This window comes from Desulfosarcina ovata subsp. ovata (assembly GCF_009689005.1).
Taxonomy (GTDB): domain Bacteria; phylum Desulfobacterota; class Desulfobacteria; order Desulfobacterales; family Desulfosarcinaceae; genus Desulfosarcina; species Desulfosarcina ovata.
This window is the reverse complement of the sequence record NZ_AP021879.1, coordinates 6,295,408-6,313,762: the sequence shown is the minus strand read 5'-3', so window position 1 is coordinate 6,313,762 and position 18,355 is coordinate 6,295,408. Positions and strand designations below refer to the sequence as shown.

General features: G+C 54.6%; 16 protein-coding genes. 11 read left to right on the top strand and 5 right to left on the bottom strand.

Going from position 1 to position 18,355, the window contains the following annotated elements:
- Positions 1 to 24: 24 nt before the first annotated feature.
- The 4 genes from GN112_RS27670 to thrS all read right to left on the bottom strand — a co-directional run bounded on the left by GN112_RS27670 (position 25) and on the right by thrS (position 5,844).
- A complete protein-coding gene (locus GN112_RS27670) occupies positions 25 to 1,992 on the bottom strand; it encodes an acyl CoA:acetate/3-ketoacid CoA transferase (RefSeq protein WP_231717155.1) in 1,968 nt (655 codons plus the stop codon).
- A 530-nt stretch (positions 1,993 to 2,522) separates the two neighbouring features.
- Positions 2,523 to 3,365 carry a rhomboid family intramembrane serine protease gene (locus GN112_RS27665; protein WP_155313120.1) on the bottom strand — a complete coding sequence of 281 codons (843 nt, stop codon included), beginning with the start codon at positions 3,363 to 3,365 and terminating at the stop codon, positions 2,523 to 2,525.
- Positions 3,362 to 3,772 (bottom strand): VanZ family protein, encoded by a 411-nt coding sequence (locus GN112_RS27660; RefSeq protein ID WP_155313119.1) that lies wholly within the window; start codon positions 3,770 to 3,772, stop codon positions 3,362 to 3,364. Before GN112_RS27660 ends, GN112_RS27665 begins: the two co-directional genes overlap by 4 nt.
- Before the next feature lie 155 nt (positions 3,773 to 3,927).
- A complete protein-coding gene (gene thrS, locus GN112_RS27655; protein WP_155313118.1) occupies positions 3,928 to 5,844 on the bottom strand; it encodes a threonine--tRNA ligase in 1,917 nt (638 codons plus the stop codon).
- Positions 5,845 to 5,969: 125 nt separating this feature from the next.
- Between thrS and GN112_RS27650 the strand changes: the two genes are divergently transcribed.
- Together GN112_RS27650 and GN112_RS27645 are read left to right on the top strand one after the other, a co-directional pair.
- Entirely contained in the window at positions 5,970 to 7,118 is a 1,149-nt protein-coding gene (locus GN112_RS27650) for a ribonuclease D (protein ID WP_162459147.1), read from the top strand.
- Between the two features lie 106 nt (positions 7,119 to 7,224).
- A complete protein-coding gene (locus tag GN112_RS27645) occupies positions 7,225 to 7,473 on the top strand; it encodes a calcium-binding protein (protein ID WP_162459146.1) in 249 nt (82 codons plus the stop codon).
- Positions 7,474 to 7,665: 192 nt separating this feature from the next.
- On the opposite strand, the gene GN112_RS35455 is transcribed toward GN112_RS27645, so the two are convergent.
- Positions 7,666 to 7,854, bottom strand: coding sequence for a BrnA antitoxin family protein (locus GN112_RS35455; protein WP_155313115.1), 189 nt, complete (start codon positions 7,852 to 7,854; stop codon positions 7,666 to 7,668).
- A gap of 174 nt (positions 7,855 to 8,028) precedes the next feature.
- Between GN112_RS35455 and cooS the strand changes: the two genes are divergently transcribed.
- The 9 genes from cooS to GN112_RS27595 all read left to right on the top strand — a co-directional run bounded on the left by cooS (position 8,029) and on the right by GN112_RS27595 (position 18,229).
- Complete coding sequence (gene cooS / locus GN112_RS27635; RefSeq protein WP_155313114.1) at positions 8,029 to 9,909, top strand: anaerobic carbon-monoxide dehydrogenase catalytic subunit; 1,881 nt, start codon at positions 8,029 to 8,031, stop codon at positions 9,907 to 9,909.
- A 32-nt stretch (positions 9,910 to 9,941) separates the two neighbouring features.
- Complete coding sequence (locus GN112_RS27630; RefSeq protein ID WP_155313113.1) at positions 9,942 to 10,448, top strand: 4Fe-4S dicluster domain-containing protein; 507 nt, start codon at positions 9,942 to 9,944, stop codon at positions 10,446 to 10,448.
- Position 10,449: 1 nt separating this feature from the next.
- The gene (locus tag GN112_RS27625; RefSeq protein WP_231717154.1) at positions 10,450 to 11,700 is read left to right on the top strand and encodes an NAD(P)/FAD-dependent oxidoreductase; all 1,251 of its coding nucleotides are present in this window, start codon (positions 10,450 to 10,452) and stop codon (positions 11,698 to 11,700) included.
- A 618-nt stretch (positions 11,701 to 12,318) separates the two neighbouring features.
- Positions 12,319 to 12,591, top strand: a complete 273-nt coding sequence (locus tag GN112_RS27620; protein ID WP_155313111.1) for an AMP-binding protein — start codon at positions 12,319 to 12,321, stop codon at positions 12,589 to 12,591.
- Positions 12,592 to 12,996: 405 nt separating this feature from the next.
- Positions 12,997 to 13,866, top strand: a complete 870-nt coding sequence (locus tag GN112_RS27615) for a hypothetical protein (protein WP_155310211.1) — start codon at positions 12,997 to 12,999, stop codon at positions 13,864 to 13,866.
- Entirely contained in the window at positions 13,824 to 15,386 is a 1,563-nt protein-coding gene (locus GN112_RS27610) for a DDE-type integrase/transposase/recombinase (RefSeq protein ID WP_162458929.1), read from the top strand. The genes GN112_RS27615 and GN112_RS27610 overlap by 43 nt, the downstream gene beginning before the upstream one ends.
- Positions 15,383 to 16,117, top strand: coding sequence for an ATP-binding protein (locus GN112_RS27605; protein WP_155310208.1), 735 nt, complete (start codon positions 15,383 to 15,385; stop codon positions 16,115 to 16,117). The genes GN112_RS27610 and GN112_RS27605 overlap by 4 nt, the downstream gene beginning before the upstream one ends.
- Positions 16,118 to 16,130: 13 nt before the next feature.
- A complete protein-coding gene (locus GN112_RS27600; protein ID WP_155310207.1) occupies positions 16,131 to 16,589 on the top strand; it encodes a hypothetical protein in 459 nt (152 codons plus the stop codon).
- 191 nt (positions 16,590 to 16,780) lie between these two features.
- A complete protein-coding gene (locus GN112_RS27595; protein WP_231717153.1) occupies positions 16,781 to 18,229 on the top strand; it encodes a class I adenylate-forming enzyme family protein in 1,449 nt (482 codons plus the stop codon).
- Positions 18,230 to 18,355: the final 126 nt, after the last annotated feature.

Genomic DNA, 18,355 nt, shown 5'->3' with positions numbered 1-18,355 from the left:
ATACAGTAGCGGCTGTTTATCGGTTCATCCGCAGGCCAACGCACTGCGGGCTTCTTCCCGGCTTTCATAGATGTGCGGGGCGACCCCCCGCCGCTCCATTTCATCGCCGAGCTTCATCCTCAGAAAGGTGCTGGTGGTGTAGCGGGTGACACTCTCATAAAATCCCGCCGCGTATTTGACCATTTCCACATATTCATCCACCAGGTGCGGAGAGACATTGAAATTGTCGTAGTTAGCGATGGTGTGGACCTTTTTGTCCAGCAGCGCCAGTGAATCGTCCACAAGCGCCCTCATCTGCTGAATCTCTTCACTGGTTTTGATATAGTAGTTCTCGAGGTTGATGAAAAAGATGTTATCAGCCTCTTGGTAGATGAAGCGTTCCTCAAGGGGAATGGTCAACAGGTCTTCCTTGATGCCCATGCGGCCGAAACGGAAGATCCGCACGTCCATGAGCTTGGGCGGTCGTCGCATGACGGGTTTGAAATCCATGAGCGCCAGGACCTGGGTTTCCAGGTCTATCCCCGGGGCGATTTCGATGAGTTCCAGGCCTTCCTCGCACAGGGAGAAAACGCAACGCTCGGTGATGTACAGCACCCGCTGCCGGCTTTGGGCCGCATACAGCCCGCTGAAGGTTTTCTGTTCCACCTGCGCGACGAACTTTTTCTGGCGGCCTTCCTGAAGAATTCTGAGTCGATCGTCTTCCACGGAAAGCTCGAGGCCGCCGGCGGTAAACATCCCCATGAAACAGACCGTCTTGGCATTCTGGCTGATGTCGATGAATCCGCCCGGACCGGTAAAACGGGGCCCGAATCGGCTCACGTTCACGTTGCCTTCCGCATCCGTCTCGGCCATGCCCAGAAAGGCGATGTCGAGCCCGCCGCCGTCGTAGAAGTCAAACTGATAGTTCTCCGTGATCAAGGCGTCGACGTTGATGCCGGCCCCGAAATCCAATCCCCCCATGGGAAGCCCGCCGATGATCCCCGATTCTGCCGTCAGGGTGCAATACTCCAGGATACGCTCTTCGTTTGCCACCCGGGACACCCCTTCGGGCATGCCGATGCCGAGATTGACAATGCTGTTCGGTTTCAGTTCGAATGCCGCGCGTCTGGCGACAACCTTGCGGCCGTTCAATTCCAGGGGGGGCACCGCCTGCATAGGCACCCGGTGTTCGCAGCTGAATGCCGTGCTGTATGGCTCGCCAAAGGTCTGCCAATGATTTTCGGGCTTGGCCACGACGACACAGTCAACCAGAATGCCGGGAATGATCACCTCGCGGGCATTGAGTGTTTTCAGGTCGGCCAGCCGTTCGACCTGAACGATCACCACACCGCCGGAGTTCCTGGCGGCCTGGGCCATGCTCAGGGCATCGAGAACCATGCTCTCTTTCTCCATGGTGATATTGCCGTCCGGATCCGCCGTCGTGCCACGCAGGAAGGCCACATGGATGGGGAATGATTTGTAAAGCAGATAATCTTTCCCGTCTACCTGCATTAGCGTGATGAGGTCTTCTCCTTCGGATTTGGTCAGGTCATTGAGCTTGCCTCCGTCGATGCGCGGATCGAGAAACGTGCCGAGTCCCACATGGGTCAGATTTCCCGGTTTGCCGGCGGCGATGTCGCGATAAAGCTGGGTCACGGCGCCCATGGGAACGTTGTAGGCGAGGATCTTGTTATCGTTGACCAGTTTTCCCAAGCCCGGTGTCAGTCCCGTATGCCCGCAGATGATTCTACCCACCAGGCCTTCAATGGCCAGATGGTTCAGGCCTTTCGTTTTTCCGTCCCCCTGACCCGCCGGATAGGTTAGGGTCAGGTTGCGGGGCCTGCCGGTTTTCAGGAATCGCTCCTTGAGCGCAATGGCCAGTTCCTCCGCAAAGCCGGCCCCGACGAACCCGGCCGTCACGATCGTGTCGTCGTCACGGATCAGTTCGATGGCCTCCTGGGCGCTGACGATTTTGCCTTTCTTCATCTTCATGGCCGCAATGGGGTCGACCATGGGGTGTTTGATATCGATGAGATGCTGTTTGCCGATTAAGGGATGGGGTTCTTTGACGACGCGATCCCCCGCGCCCGTTTTGCTTTGGCCAGCTGCAAATGAAGTGATTTTTTTTCCATGAAGACGCTCCTTACCAGTTTGAATTCACACTTGGGGTGGATGGTTGAAATGCAGGGGTGCGATGACAATCACCACCATACACGCTTCCGTACAGAATTTCTTGAGTCCCAGAAAGATAGCAAATACCATACCGTAAAGTGCAAGCAGCGGCGGGCAACGACGGGTTCAATCCCCGACACGGTTTTCGGCCAAGGTGGTGGGCCGGCGGACCTGCGGAGCGCATGGGCAAGGGATACGGTCAGGGTGACGGGTATTTCGGTGAAGCAGGATTCACACCAGGGCAATCGCATTTAACCTTGGTATGTGATGTGCTTTACAGGGCGATCGAGTACGGATCGTTACCCCAATGTTGCAACATTGGGGTTTACCGGCCACGCGCAACAACAGACGGCAAGCGCTGACGAAAGCCGTCAGTGAATGGTCGGCCGGTCGTCATCATCATTTTTCTTCCCCTTGATGACGGTGAACTTGGCACGGTGCTGTTTCTGTTTGTATTCGAAATATTTCCAGCGCCACCAGTTCATGTTCAGCCATTGGGAGGGGGACCGGAAGGTGAGCCAGGCCAGGCCGATGCCGCCCAGGTGATAGGCACCATGGGGATTGGTGCGGGCCAGGAAGGTCAGGGCGGTGACAACGACAGTGCCGTAACTGATGTATTTGGCTTTGACGGGCAGCACGAACATCAGCAGAATGGTAGTTTCGGGCTGCAGCAGGCCGAAAACGACAATCAGGCCCAGCAGGCTGGGCATCATTCCGGCGTAAGGGATGCCCACGCCGAACAAAACGCTGAAGGCCAGTCCGCCAATGGCCGCACCCACGGCAGCCATCAGGTAAAGCCGCAAAAATCCGGCGGTGCCCAGCGACAATTCAATGGTGCCGGCAAAAAAATAGAAGACCAGGCAGTCGATCAGAAAACCGATGGGTGCACTCGGATCATGGACCAGAGGATGGGTGACCAGCTGCCAGAATTGAAAATACCCGCTTCCGGGCGGGCTCAGGGCCAGCCACTGATAGAGGGGAATCCCCATCCAGTGTTCGGCAAGCAGTTCCAGAACGTACACCGCCGCGTAGGCGATAAGCATGGCTTTGCCGGTCGGTGTCAGGGAGATACCGAATCCAATGGGTTGACGCTGTCCTTGTGCAAACATGATGATGGGGTCTTTCCGGTGTTGGTTGTTTTTCAGGCCGGCCGGCAAATCATTTTCACGCATCACTTCCGGTGACGGCATCCCATCCATGGGCGAAATAGTCAAGGGGTGGACGGCCTGGCTGTCGCTTTGGGCGGTCGCCGGAAAATCGTCAGGTAGATGCCGCCGCCCACGAGGCTGCCCACCAGATCCGCCAGCAGATCCAATGCATCGGCCTGCCGGGTGGCCACAAACGCCTGGTGCAGTTCATCGCCGGCGCCGAACAGGGTTGCAAAGGCAACGCTCACCACCAGGATCTGGATCGGGGCGCGCCAGGCCGGCCAGGTCAGCCGGCAGGCCCGGAAAACGAGTCCGGCCAGCAGGGCATACACGGCTGCGTGCAGCGCCTTGTCTTTCAGCGGAAACGAGGGACCGATATCCGGGGATGCGAAACAGGACTGAAGAAAAATCGCCGCACACAGGGCCGCCACCGGCAACCAGGCAAAAAAATCGATTGATCGGGCAGTTCTCATGGCAATCAACGTGACCAATTTATCGTAACATATTGATCTGTAATCGTTTACAGGGTGCCTCAGATGCGCGGCGCCGGGCACGCCGACGACCTTGTCGTACTTCAAGTGCCCGGGAACAAAGCAGATGAGGTGCCCTGTGAACGCTTACCAGAAAACTATTCGTCAAACAGGTCCAGCGCCAGGCACCGCTCGGCCACATGGGCGGTCACCTTTTGCATGAACTGATCCATGGGAATGCCGTAGCGCACGGTGCCGTCAAGGGTACGAACCGATACGGTACCCGCCTCCTTCTCCTTGCCGCCGCAGGTGAGAATCAGCGGGGTCTTGGCAAGCTGGGCCTCGCGGACCTTGCGGTTGAGACTTTCCGTACGGTCGTCCACCTCCACCCGCAGGCCGGCGTCGCGCATGGTTGTGGCCATCGATTCGGCAAAGGGAATCAGGTCGTCGTTGATGGGCAGGATCGCCGCCTGAACCGGTGCCAGCCACAGGGGAAACTTGCCTTCGAAATGTTCGATCAGGATGCCCAGGAACCGTTCGATCGAGCCGAACACGGTCCGGTGCAGCATGATCGGCCGGTGCTTCTCGTTGTCCCGGCCCACGTAGGTCAGGTCGAAGCGTTCGGGCAGGCTCATGTCCAGTTGGATCGTCCCGCACTGCCAGGTGCGGCCCAGGGCGTCCTTGATGTGCAGGTCAATTTTGGGGCCGTAAAACGCGCCGTCGCCTTCGTTGATGCGATACTCCTTGCCGTAAGCGTCCAGGGCCGAACGCAGGCCGTTGGTGGCCGTGTCCCACTGCTCGTCGGAACCGATTGATTTTTCCGGCCGGGTGGACAGCTCAAGGTGGAAATCCAGGCCGAACTTGCTGTAGACCTGCTCCTCCAGACGCAGCAAATCGAGAATTTCCGCCTGGATCTGCTCCGGCATCATGAACAGATGCGCATCGTCCTGATGAAAGGCGCGCACCCGGAACAGGCCGTTGAGCACACCGGACAGTTCGTGGCGGTGGACCAGGCCGATCTCGGCCGCACGAATGGGCAACTCGCGATAGGAGTGCGGCCGGGTGCTGTAGAGCAGCATGCCGCCGGGGCAGTTCATGGGCTTGATGGCATAGGCCTGCTCGTCCACCTCGGTGGTGTACATGTTCTCGCGGTAATTTTCCCAGTGACCGCTCTTCTCCCACAGGGTGCGCTGGAGAATGATCGGGGTCTTGGTCTCCACATAGCCGGCCGCGCGGTGGGCGTCGCGCCAGAAATCGAGCAGGGCGTTCCACACCGCCATCCCCTTGGGATGGAAAAAGGCCATGCCCGGGGCATCGTCATGGAAACTGAACAGATCCATGGCCGCCCCGATCTTGCGGTGGTTGCGCTTCTTGGCCTCTTCGAGAAAGTGGAGATACTCCTTGAGCTGTTTTTTGTCGAAAAAAGCGGTGCCGTAAATACGCTGCAGTTGGGCCTTGGACTGATCCGCGCGCCAGTACGCGCCGGATACACGCATCAGTTTGACCGCGCGCACAAAACCGGTGTGGGGCACATGGGGCCCCCGGCAAAGATCGGTAAAATCGCCCTGTTTGTAAAAGGAGATCGTGCCGTCGGCCAGAGCGTCGATCATTTCGGTCTTGTACGGCTCGTCCTTGTAAAAGGTGAGGGCCTCGGCCTTGCTGACCTCGTGGCGCCGGATGGGAATCTTTTGCTTGATGATGCGTTTCATCTCGGCTTCGATCTTGGGAAACGCCTCTTCGGAGAGGGGCGGCATGTCGATATCGTAGTAGAAGCCATCCTCCACCACCGGCCCGATAGTCAGTTTGGCATCAGGATAGAGGGCCAACACCGCCTGGGCCATCACGTGGGCGGCGCTGTGGCGCATAATTTCCAGGGCTTCGGGATCGCGGGTGGTGATCAGGCGGATTGAGGCATCGGCTTGGATCGGCCGATCCAGGTCGACCAAGTTGCCATCCACTTCCATGGCAACGCAATCCCGGGCCAGGCCTTCGGAGATACTTTTGGCCACCGTCAGGCCCGTGGGATAATCCTCAAAGGGTTTTCGACTTCCATCGGGAAGTGTGATATGTATCATTTCCTTTAAACAACCTTCCGTGAATTGATTGTGCACTGTCGTCAGACGGGTTGTCCAACAATTCATTGATAAAAAGATAACTTATGGAAAGTAGGGAAAAAGCCCTGCCGGGTCAAGCAAAAAATATGAACAACCTCGCCGTACCGCCATACCGGCTCATCCGAACCAATGACGATCTCAAGCAGTTTGCCGGCAAGATCGACCGGGAACCATTTCTGGCCGTCGATCTGGAGGCGGACTCCATGTTTCACTACCAGGAAAAAGTGTGTCTGGTGCAAATGGCCGGCAACGGGGAGAATGTGGTCATCGATCCCCTCGAAGTCAACGACCTTGCCCCCCTGGCACCGCTTTTTAAAAATAAGCGGATCTGCAAGGTATTCCACGGGTCCGACTATGACATACGCTCCTTGTACCGGGATTTCTCCATTGAAATCAACAATCTGTTCGACACCCAACTGGCCAGTATGTATCTGGGCGAGAAGGAGACCAGCCTGGGGGCGGTGGTCAACAACCGGTTTGGCATCCAGTTGGACAAGCGTTACCAGAAAAAGGACTGGTCCCAGCGGCCCCTGCCCGACGGGATGATCGAGTATGCGGCATCGGACGTTTTCTATCTGATCCCGTTGGCCAAGGCGCTCATGACCGAGTTGGAGGCCAAGGGAAGATTGGCGTGGGTCGTGGAGGAGTGTGAATACCTGTCCGGCGTCAGGCCGGTGGAAAACGGCGATGACCCGTTGTTTCTGCGTTTTCGCGGCGCCGGTCGCTTGCAGCGGCGCAACCTGGCGATTCTGGAAGGCTTGCTGCAGTACCGCAAGGACCTGGCCATGAAAAAAGACCGTCCGCTGTTCAAGGTCTTTTCTAACACCTCGCTGCTCAAAATCGCCAATGAAATGACCGACACCCCCCAGGCCATGGAGGCCGGCCGCTGCCTGAGCCCCAAACAGATCCGGATCCACGGCAACAGCCTGGCGGAAATTGTCAAACAGGCCAAGGCCATCCCTTCCGACAAGCTGCCCGTCTACCCGCGCAAACGGCGGCCCTCGGTATCACCAAAGGTTCCCGACCGGGTCAAGGCGATCAAGGCGTGGCGCGATAAAATCGCCGAGGATCTGGAACTGGACCCTGCCCTGCTCTTCAACAAGGCCCTGCTCACTGCCATTGCCGTCAAGCGGCCCACCACGAAAAAGGAACTGGCCGGGATCGAGGGCATCCGCAACTGGCAGGTGAAGGATTTTGGAAAAGACCTGCTGACGGTTCTGTCAACGGTTCCCTGAAGCCCTATAAATTAAAGGAAAACATGGTTAAAAAAGCTAAAAACAAGAAAAAAAGAAACAGCTTAAGTCAGGCACTATTCAACAAAACGCCCCTAAAAAAATAATTGTGAACGAAGAGTTTCTTAAACAAGCTATCGCGAAAAGTAATATTGATGACCAATTTGAAAGAATTTATAAAATTTTGGGTTTAGATGATGAGGTTGAAGATGAAGAGGGGTTATCTGTTGAAGTTCGAAGAATTGATGATAAGAAAAAATTCACTTTAACCCTTGCGGATTTGAAAACAGTCGAAGAAAATACCAAAAGTGCACAACTTCTTGATGATTATGCTGTTTGGCATACAAATTTTAGATAAAATTAGGCAGTTGATCGGGATAGGGAGTAGCCTCACGACGCCCCCCTCCCACACCACCCGGTATACGGATCCCGTATCAAGGCGGTTCAGCTTACGCTTTTAGCTTCACAAGGGACAAGTAGGCTGATCAGGAAGGTTGTTGGACAAAATAGAAAGGGTTCTCGTTTTTTCAAATGCGTCTTGTCCAATATATCATCCCCGATCCTTAGCTGCCCGATCCAATTCTTCTCGAATTACTTGGCGAATAACCGTTTCGTCAAGAAGCTTTCCGTTCTTCGTAAGATATTCCCTGAGGGCTTCATTAATCATTGTCTGATATCCATAGCCAGCCTTTTCCGCTCGTGTACGGAAAACATCAATGATATCAGTGTCAAGATACATTGTAGAGCACCGATCGCCACATTGGTAAAGGCGATCGGTGCTGGGATCTATCAGAAAAACCTTTTTGCTTGACGCGGGGTATTATTTTTTTAATTCTAATGAGATAAAATTCACAACGTTCAACAAAACACTTTCAGCGTATCGACCTGTCAATTACCACTCGGGAGGAAAAGCATGGCCTTCGACGACAAAATTATGGAAAAGAGTATTGACCCTGCAGTTCATCAGATGCTTGACCGGGCCGAACAACTCGGCCTTGAAACGGTATGGGACCGTTACGAAAAAATGCTTCCCGAATGTGGTTTCGGTGAATTGGGGGTATGTTGCCGCAACTGCAACATGGGCCCCTGCCGGATCAGTCCTTTTGAAGACGATGGCCCCCAGCGGGGGATCTGCGGGGCCACGGCCGATATCATCGTGGCCCGCAACCTCATCCGCATGATTGCGGGCGGTGCGGCGGCGCATTCCGACCACGGACGTGATCTGGCCCATACCCTGCTTCTCACCGCCGAGGGAAAAAGCGGGGGATACGAAATCAAAGACGAAGCCAAGCTGGCCGCACTGGCCGCAGAATATGGCATCGCCACGGACCAGCGCAGCAAGGAGGCTATCGCCGAGGACCTGGCCAAAGCGGTTTACGCCGAATTCGGCAAGCAAGAAGGACCGTTGCAGTTCACCCGGCGGGCACCGCAAAAGCGGGTGGCCCAGTGGCAGAAAATGGGTATCGATCCGCGTGGTATCGACCGTGAGATCGTCGAGATCATGCACCGGACACACATCGGTGTCGACAACGATCCGGTCAACCTCATCCTTCAGGGCCTCAAGGCCTCCATTGCCGACGGCTGGGGAGGGTCGATGGTGGCCACCGAAATCTCGGATGTTCTCTTCGGCACGCCTATGCCGGTGAAATCCGAGGCGAACCTGGGGGTGCTCAAGGAGGACCATGTCAACATTATCGCCCACGGCCATGAGCCGGTACTTTCAGAGATGATCCTGGCCGCAGCCGGCGACCCGAGCCTGGTGGCCAACGCCAAGGCCGCCGGTGCCAAAGGGATCAACGTCGTGGGCATGTGCTGCACCGGCAACGAAATCGTCATGCGCCACGGCATTCCCCTGGCCGGCAATTTCATGCAGCAGGAACTGGCCATCATTACCGGCGCCGTGGACGCCATGATCGTGGACGTGCAGTGCATCATGCCGGCGTTGGGCGACCTGTGCGAATGTTTTCATACCCGCTTTATCTCCACCTCTCCCAAAGCCAAGTTCCCCGGGGCCGTGCACATGCAGTTCAGTGAGGAAAGTGCCCTGGCGATCGCCAAGGAGATCGTTGGATCGGCAGTCGAAAACTATGCCCACCGGGTTCCGGAAAAAGTATTCATTCCCGCCGATAAGACAGCCTGCATGGTCGGTTTCAGCACCGAAGCCATCCTCAAGGCATTGGGGGGATCGCTCGATCCGCTGCTCGACGCCATAAAGTCCGGGGCGGTGCGGGGCATTGCCGGGGTGGTGGGGTGTAACAATCCCAAGATCAAACACGACGAGGGGCACGTGGGACTGGTGCGCCATTTGATCGAAAACAACGTTTTGGTGGTGACGACCGGATGCAACGCCATTGCCTGCGCCAAGGTGGGCCTGATGCTGCCCGAGGCGGCCGATGACGCCGGAGACGGGCTGAAGGGTGTTTGCAAGGCACTGGGGATTCCGCCGGTATTGCATATGGGCTCATGCGTCGACATCAGCCGCATCCTTTCGGTATGTGCCGCCGTGGCCAATGCATTGGGGGTCGACATCTGTGACCTGCCGGTGGCGGGTGCCGCGCCCGAGTGGATGAGCGAGAAGGCGGTCAGCATCGGCGCTTACGTGGTTTCTTCGGGGATATTCACCGTGTTGGGTACCGTGCCACCGGTCCTCGGCAGCCCGGTGGTGACCGAGGTGTTGACCCAGGCGGCCAACGACGTCGTGGGCGCGGCCTTCGCCGTGGAAACCGATCCGGTAAAAGCCGCCGGCCTGATGATCGACAACATCGACAAGAAGCGCCAGGCACTGGGTATTTAGTGTCCATCCGGACAGACATAAAGGAGGAGGCTATGTCACAGCCCAAAGAAATATTCGTCAGAACGGATCGTTGCGTGGGATGCCGTTCGTGTATCAATGCCTGTGCCGTGGAGCACTCGGAGAGCAAGACCCTGTTTGGCGCCGTTATGCAGACCCCGCGTCCCAAAAGCCGCGTTTACGTCGAATGGGTGGCGCCCGACCGCAAAGTGCCGCTGGTCTGCCGGCAATGCGAGGAGGCGCCCTGCATGCATGCCTGCATCAGCGGCGCCATCCACAGGGATGACGATGGGGTGGTGCGAACCGACAGCGATAAATGTATCGGCTGCTGGACCTGCGTCATGGTATGCCCCTATGGGGTGATCGGACGCCATCTCGAGGAACACAAGGCCTACCGGTGTGACCGCTGTCCGGACAGAGACGTTCCGGCCTGCGTCAGTGCCTGTCCCACCGGCGCATTGATCTACCAGAGCGTGCCGGCATACGCCAAAACAGTCCGTCAAAACGCTTCGCATGAGCTTGTCAAAGCGGAAAGGGGATAATGTGGGCCGGGAGCAAAGCCAATATGTAATCGTCGGTGGCAGCGCGGCCGGCATGGCGGCCGCGCAGGCCATCCGGGAAAAAGACCCAACCGGAACGATCACGGTAATTTCCGAAGAACCGGACGCCCCTTACTTCCGGCCCCTGATTCCTTTCCTCGTCTCCGGAAAAAAACAGGCGCACGAAATGGTCCTGGAAGGCTGCGGGCCTTACCAGGCAGCGGGCATCACCGTAAATACCGGCTCCCGGGCGGCAGCGCTTGACGCCAACAACCATTGCATCGTTCTGGAAGACGGAACACGCTTGGGTTACAAAAAGATTCTACTGGCCACCGGCAGTCGTCCCTATGTGCCGCCCGATATCGAGGGGGCCGACGCAACGGGTGTATTCGCCCTGCGGACCCTGGACGACGCGCGCCGGATGGCGGCCAGGATCGATCAAACCGAGCATGCTGTTATGCTGGGCGGGGGACTGCTGAACCTGAAGGCCGCGTTTGCCCTGCTGGAACGGGGGGTGAAGGTCACCCTGGTGGTCTATTCACCGGAAGTGCTCAGCCAACTCATGGATCCCGAAGACGCGACGCTGATTCGCAAGGCCCTGGATGACGCCGGTCTGGCCATTATGACCGGCGTCGCCGCCGTCGGGATTCAATCCGATGCAACGGGGGTAACCGGGGTGGTTCTGAACAACGGCCGCGAACTGGCCAGCCAGATGGTCTGCATCGGCAAGGGGGTACGGCCCAATGTCGAATTCCTGGCCGGCAGCGGCATCCGGGTGACCGAGGGCATCGAGGCCGATCGCTACACGGCGACCAATCTGACGGGCGTTTACACCGCCGGGGACGTTGCCGTGACCCATGATCCGGTGGCCGGAACGCCCATCATGACGGCACTTTGGACCAATGCCGTGGAAATGGGGCGCTGCGCCGGACAGAACATGGCCGGCCTCAAGACCGCCTACTGCGGTACGTTCGGTATTCTCAACGCCACCCAGGTGGCCAATGAGCCGTTCGTGGCCATGGGAATCGTCCACACCAAAGACGGAGACTATGAAATTCACCGCAAAGCGGCCACCGGGTCCTATCGCAAGCTGGTATTTGACAAGAACGGCGATCACCTGATCGGGGCCGTCTTTGTCGGCGACATCACCAATGCCGGGCTATACCGCTACGTCATCCGTGAAAAAATGGCAACGGCGGCAATCAAGCGCCAAATTATCGAGCATACCCTTCATTACGGACATTTTTCTTTTTAATAGATTGTTTTGTTGTTGAATTTGGTATGGAATTGCCCAAACCCGATGAATCGTGTTCAGGTAGAACTGCGGCGGGTAAAAGAATAAGATGATAGGAAACAATCCCGGAGATGGGCTCTTAGTTTAGCAGCAAAAAAATTGAACGTAGTGTTCCGTTGGCATCAGTGATTTCAAAATCCGCACATCCTACTATTGGCAAGCCTCCTCGGTGTCGTGTAGAGTGATCCTGCCCCTGATGTTTACCTTCCGACCTCATCATGTTTTATCTAATATTTTTTAAGGTGTTATTACTGTATCACAGTTAGACAGTTGTTCTTTAACCACACAAGCCAAAAAAATGTAATCCCACATTTTTCCCCTTGACATATACCATAATATTTTTTAAGTACCATATATGGTTTTTTAAAAAACATATATGGTACTTAAATGGCAATAGTAAATTAAACGCCTCTTATTGCCTGCTGAACATCTTATAATGCTTTGTGGCTGTGTGTTTCCGTCTTTTCCTTTCTGCCCGATCGTCTCTCATTTTTCGGATGGCAATATCGCCTCCGATAATTTCTGAATAGTGGTGAGCAGCCCTATATCCACCGAAACTTTAACAGAAGGAGCAAATAAATGCCGGAGGAAAAGTTAACCTATAACGCAAAGATGTTTAAGGAAACCTTTCAAAACGACTTCACCTATCTTAATGGTTTTTTGAGAAATGTGCACCGTTTTGAAGAAAGAACAGCGTTGATCTGCCCGAGCAGAGACCTTTCCTGGACCTACCCGCAGGTCAACACAGAATGCAACCGGCTTGCACATGCATTAATGGAAGACGGCGTTAAAAAGCAGGACCTTGTCATGTACCAGCTTCTAAACAGTGCTGAGTTCGTTTTTCTGTCGTAGCTCACGAACTCAGAGACTCGCATCTCACGGACTCAGAGACTCAGAGCTCACTGACTCAGAGGCCCACGGACTCAGAGACTCAAAGCCCACTAACCCACTGACTCATTTTCAATTGTAGAAAAAAATATAGAACAAATAATCACGGCTCAGTCCTCCTCACCTCACTCACTCCGAACCTCCCATCACATACCTTGGCAATCGCATGTCCGCCCCCTTCAATTTTCATTCAGAGAGTTATCAAAAACAAAATCCGGTGCTCAGCATTTTTCACTGAAGCACCAGTTCATTTGTTCACCCGTAGAAAAAGGGTATTATACAGGGAGTTACAAACCGATTAGGAGGCGGGCTACAGAATTCGTCGATAAGGATGAAGGGGGCATTGGCCTGCCCCCTTCGGCAACCAAGATGGAGGCACCCATCCCGATCACCATAGCAATTACCAATGCTACTTACATTTGCCTTTATTCGCAAGGACTTCTTGACGATTATCTGGCCGAGACGATCTGTCCAAAATGTTCTGTCGATTGCGCCTGCCAGCAACCACCGCCATCACTTGAATTGACCAGATCCACCGTTTGTCGGACCTCCTACAAACTTGAAAAGGATCAAGAGGGTATCGATACGGTGGTCAAGGATATGGCCCAGATTGTTCTGGTTAGATGCCCCATATGTAAAAGCCGGTTCCGGTTGCTCCCGGCGGATATTCTTCCCTACAAACTTTACTCACTACCGGTTATCGAGCGTTCGGTAAGCCTATACAATCGAGGAGACATGGCATTGCGCCAAGTGGTTTGGAATCATTTTTACGGTGATCAAACCCCTGGGCACACGACACTTCACGCATGGACAGAAGGTTTGGGTGCTTGGTGGCTGGGCAGGCCGATGGGGGAAACGACCTTTTCCATACCGGCCACTCGGATCCAGGCGGAGTTGGAAATCCGTTACCCACAAATGTGTTCATTGCATGGTCAACCGGTTTGGATCAACCCGCATCGTTACCGCAGCCAGGGGCGCCGGGAACGTCTTGAAGCCTGCAAAAAATTTGAATTTGTCGGTTCGCTGATCGCGTCCGAAAATCCGCCAAACTTCGTTGAACTCGACTGTCTCATCGTCAGTTGGGGCAATTCGTTCGGCCTTGGCTTTAAAACCGGCATTCGCTGCACGGCGGCTGAACACATCGATTTTAAAAATATGCTAGCATGGGGCCAAATTCTTCCAGAGGAGCCCTTGTCATGTCCGATTCATGGGAGATCGCCGCCTGGCGGTTCGAAATGATCAGTCCACTTGTGGACGACAAACTGACCGAAGCGGAAAAACGGCGCATTCTTAGCGATCGTACGCGGAAGTCTGTTCAATGGCCGTGTTCGTCCCCAAAAAGGCCCATCGGCAGAAGCACACTGTTCCGGTGGATGAAAGATTACCGCGAAAAAGGCTTTTTGGGGCTGATGCCCAAGGTCAGAAAAGACAAGGGGCTGGCCCGCACCGACCGCAGTGAACAGGTGAACTACGCCCTGGGGCTTTTGTACGAAGAGCCCGGGCGCTCTTTGACCCAGCTGATGATTTACCTCGAATTGGAGTTCGGTGAGCTGTCCATGAGTCGCTCGACCCTGAGCCGTGATCTTCGCGCACACCCGGCATTTTTGGGCATTTTGCAACGCCGAAAGGCAGCAGGCAAAAAGCTGCGGGACCTGTACGAGACAGATCAGCCACACGAGATCTGGCAGATGGACGCCAAAGGCCCGTTTTCGGTAATGTTGACCGACGGCCAAACGATCCGGGTCCATGTGCTGTCGATCCTCGATGATTTTAGCCGATACATTCTGGCCGCCATCATCGCACAGGCTGAAAATATCCAAGCCGCCGTCAGGGTCTTTCGCCTGGCCGCATCCAAGTGGGGGATTGCCCTTCGCATGCAGTTTGACCGCGCCTCGGCTTATGACTCCGAAGTCTTCCGCACCGGCCTTGCCTTTTTGGGGGTTCATCGAAACTGGGTAAAATCCCGCAACCCAGAGGCACAAGGGAAAATCGAAGCTTATCACAGATCCCTGAAAAGATGGTTCGTCAAAGAGCTGCCAAACCAGGAAGTGGTCGATATCCATCATCTGGAGGCTCTGCTTCAGGCGACGATCGCTTTGGTCTACAACCGGCACCACCATCGTGAAATCAAGATGACCCCGGAACAAGCCCTGGCCCGACGCCTCTCAACACGGCGCGTCGGTGCCGAACAACTTGCCCAGGCATTTAAAATCGCCGTCCAGGCCAAAAGCCACCCGAAAACCGGCCAGGTGAATCTACCCAACGGCCTTTTCCGTGTGCCGACCCGCTTTGCAGGAAAAGAATGTGATTTTCGCTACGATCCGGTCAACACAGACCAAGCCTTGCTGATCATCGATGATGCGCACCAGATCCCGCTTGAACCCTTCACCAAAAAGCACCCCTTCGATTTTCAAAAGACAGAGGAAAAACGGGGCACCGGACAGCTGCAAAAACTTTTGGATGTCTGGCAGGGTCACTGCCGACCCAATGCCCAGCCCGGCTTCGGTTTGCCGGAAGTGTTTCGTGAGTTAAGCCGGCTGCTGCAGCGCCCCGTCCCCATCGACCAACGCGAAGCCGCGGCCATCGAAGCCTTTTATCGACAAAACGGCCCCTTGCCCGCACAGCCGTTTCACCAAGCGATCGACAAAACCGCCGACGCCCTTGGACCCAACCGTGCCCTGAAAACCTATCTGCAATACCTGGAAAGGCTTGTAAAGGCACAGGCAAATAAACCCGATCCCCAGGAGGACTCTCTATGAACCCATCGTCCTACTTTGTCTTTGACGACTTTGCACGGGCGCTTGAAAACCTTGAAAACGCCTTTCGAAACGAAAACGACCGTTATCTCATGTTAACCGGTGAGACCGGTGTCGGCAAAACCTGGCTGTGCCGGCAGCTGAACACCGTCCTGGACCGCTGCAGGCATCGCGTGCTGTATTTTTCTCACGCTCGTCATCTGAGTGCAACCGCCCTGGTCCGCGTGCTGGCCACCTGGATGAGGCTGCCCACCCGACGTTCTCACAGCGAAACGCTCCAGGGCCTGATATCCGCGCTTGGCGAACAACCCCACCAGTTACTGATATGGTTCGACGAAGCACACGAATTGGCCGATGAAACCCTGCTGGAGGCAAAGGCGCTGGCCGAAAGCAATCTTGACGACAGCTGCCCGGTACGCATCCTGCTGATCGGTATGCCTTTGCTGCGGGACAAAGTTCAGGCCATTGCCCCTTTGTGGCGACGTATCGTGGTTAGGGAAGAGTTGACCGGTTTGACATTCGATGAACTGCCTCCTTTTATCGAATATCACTTCGGCCCCGAAAATTTGCAGCGCATCTGTCAGCAGGGGATGCATATCCTGTTTGAACGCGCCAGAGGCATCCCGGGCCTGGTTGTCCCTATGCTCAAAAAAATCTTGGCCGAAAGCAAACCGGACGGCCCCATCGATCCCTTTACCCTCGACGACATCCTCCAACGCTGGGAACTGACATGAAAGGAGATATGCCATGAACCCGCAGCAAGCCGAAATCCTGCGTGACATCGTACAGCGCATGATGGCACGCTACATCACCGTCAAACCTCTGGGCATCGATCTGGGTGACAAAAGAAAACTGATCCCAGCGCTTGACTGCCGGATCCTTGATTACGGCGCCGCCAGAACGCTCTACCGGAACCGACGCCCTGTCTGCCGATCTCTGGATGCCGTCAAACCCATCAATGATCAGGAAAAACTCTGCCAGAAATGTATCGATAGAGAACCATGTACCGGCCAGGTGCGCTTGGATCTGTTGTTCGACAACACCCCTTACAGACTCCTGATCGCCTACACTTCCGCTAAAAACTTCCTGATCTACACCGGTAAACTCGTTGAAAAAAAACTTGAAATTCGATCCATCAATACCAAGATCGTCGTTGTTAACAGAGGCTCATGGGGTGAGTTGCGCTTCTGCCTTGCTAATATGTAGAGGAAAAATATACTGACTTCTTGTTGTAAGTCGGTTTTTTACGGTAGTTGCTTTTTGCATAGTTGGCGAAACGCCATCCACGCGGTAGGCTGTATCATCTGGTCATTTGAATCCGTCTTTATTATGGTCGATATGATATATGCTAACGTGACGATATCGAATGCTACCTGGATGGTCTCATGAAACGTGGGATGACAGTCTCAAAAAACGTGGCACACGACATTTTTCTATATTTGGCTCCGCAAAAAATTGGCGCCATTAACTGCCCTATCAACTTCCGCCTTTCCTATGGTGAAACCGCTTACATTATCGATGACAGCAAGCCAAAAGTCTATTTTTACGACAGCGAATTGAAGGATGTTGCCGAGAAGGCCCTGAACAAAGCAATGCACAAACCCGAAAAAGTCGTGATGGTCGATGTTTCGGGAAAAGAAGTCCCGTTTGCCGGTTCCATCGGGTATGAAGAATATGTCCGTGACAAGGCCGAAACCGATCCCGAAATCTCCCGTCCGACTACGATTTATGACGAAATAACGCGGCTGTACACATCCGGGACCACGGGCATGCCCAAAGGTGTGCCCCTGAATAACATCAACGAAATCTTAAGCGCCCATGACGTATTGATGCATTTTCCCCTGTCCCCGTTCGACAGGACCATGAATATGACCCCATGGTTTCATCGGGGCGGACTTTACGCCGGAGGCCCCAATCCCTCCTTATACGCCGGTGCATCGATGGTCGTTCTTCGCGCATTCGATCCACAAATGGTAATCGATTATATCGAAAAGTATGCGCTGACCTTTTTGATCGGTGCGCCGGTCACCTTGAAGGCCCTTTGCGAAGCACAGCAGAAAAATCCCCGCAATTTAGAAAAATTAAAGGGTATCGTTACCATGGGCTCCCCGTTGGAAAAGCAGGCTTGCATGGTTTTCCAGGAGGTTCTTACAGAAAACATCTTCAATGGTTACGGCTCTACGGAAGCATTCTGGAACACCTTCCTGCGCCCGCAGGATCTACCCGAAATGGCCGGTTCGGCGGGTCGCTCATGCACGGACGATGACATGGCGGTGGTGAATGTCTATCCGGATCGCTTGGCCGAACCGGAAGACATTGTCGCCAAAGACGGAGAGTCCGTTGGAGAAGTCGTTATCCGGGCGGCAGGCAAGTGCTCCTATACCTATATCAATCGGGAAGAGGAGGCAAAAGCCAAATATTATCGTGGCTGGCTGTATATTGGCGATCTGGCGACGTGGAATGAAAAAGAGTTCGTTACAATTGTCGGCCGCAAGGATGACATGATCATTTCTGGAGGAGAAAACGTTCAACCGGCTCAGGTAGAGGAAATTCTTAATGAGAATCCAATGATCACCGACTGTATCGTGACCAGCGTACCCGATGAAAAATGGGGAGAATTGGTGGTGGCTTACGTTATAAAAAGGGATCCCTCTTTGACTGTCGGGGACCTGGACAAGTTCTGCAGGGAGCACCCAATGCTGGCGACCTACAAACGTCCCCGGTACTACCGTTTCGTAGAGGCACTGTATTTGACGGCCACCGGCAAGAAAGTCCACTACAAGGCGAAACAGAAGGCAGAGATCGAAATGAAGGAGGGATTGTTCGAAAAAGCGTCGTCGATTTAATTGAATTAAAAATAGTCAATTGTCTTAAATAAGGAGACATAGAATGAATTTTGAACTCAATCAATCCCAAAAAGCCATCATCAATGCCGCACGTGAATTTGCGACCAAAGAATTTGATTCGGAATT

Coding starts and splice junctions, on each gene's coding strand:
- GN112_RS27600 (WP_155310207.1), top strand. CDS start 16,131: ATGAACCCGCAGCAAGCCGAAATCCTGCGTGACATCGTACAGCGCATG.
- GN112_RS27670 (WP_231717155.1), bottom strand. CDS start 1,992: ATGGTCGACCCCATTGCGGCCATGAAGATGAAGAAAGGCAAAATCGTC.
- GN112_RS27660 (WP_155313119.1), bottom strand. CDS start 3,772: ATGAGAACTGCCCGATCAATCGATTTTTTTGCCTGGTTGCCGGTGGCG.
- GN112_RS27595 (WP_231717153.1), top strand. CDS start 16,781: ATGACAGTCTCAAAAAACGTGGCACACGACATTTTTCTATATTTGGCT.
- GN112_RS27610 (WP_162458929.1), top strand. CDS start 13,824: ATGTCCGATTCATGGGAGATCGCCGCCTGGCGGTTCGAAATGATCAGT.
- GN112_RS27620 (WP_155313111.1), top strand. CDS start 12,319: ATGCCGGAGGAAAAGTTAACCTATAACGCAAAGATGTTTAAGGAAACC.
- GN112_RS27605 (WP_155310208.1), top strand. CDS start 15,383: ATGAACCCATCGTCCTACTTTGTCTTTGACGACTTTGCACGGGCGCTT.
- GN112_RS27650 (WP_162459147.1), top strand. CDS start 5,970: ATGAACAACCTCGCCGTACCGCCATACCGGCTCATCCGAACCAATGAC.
- cooS (WP_155313114.1), top strand. CDS start 8,029: ATGGCCTTCGACGACAAAATTATGGAAAAGAGTATTGACCCTGCAGTT.
- GN112_RS35455 (WP_155313115.1), bottom strand. CDS start 7,854: ATGTATCTTGACACTGATATCATTGATGTTTTCCGTACACGAGCGGAA.
- thrS (WP_155313118.1), bottom strand. CDS start 5,844: ATGATACATATCACACTTCCCGATGGAAGTCGAAAACCCTTTGAGGAT.
- GN112_RS27630 (WP_155313113.1), top strand. CDS start 9,942: ATGTCACAGCCCAAAGAAATATTCGTCAGAACGGATCGTTGCGTGGGA.
- GN112_RS27615 (WP_155310211.1), top strand. CDS start 12,997: ATGGAGGCACCCATCCCGATCACCATAGCAATTACCAATGCTACTTAC.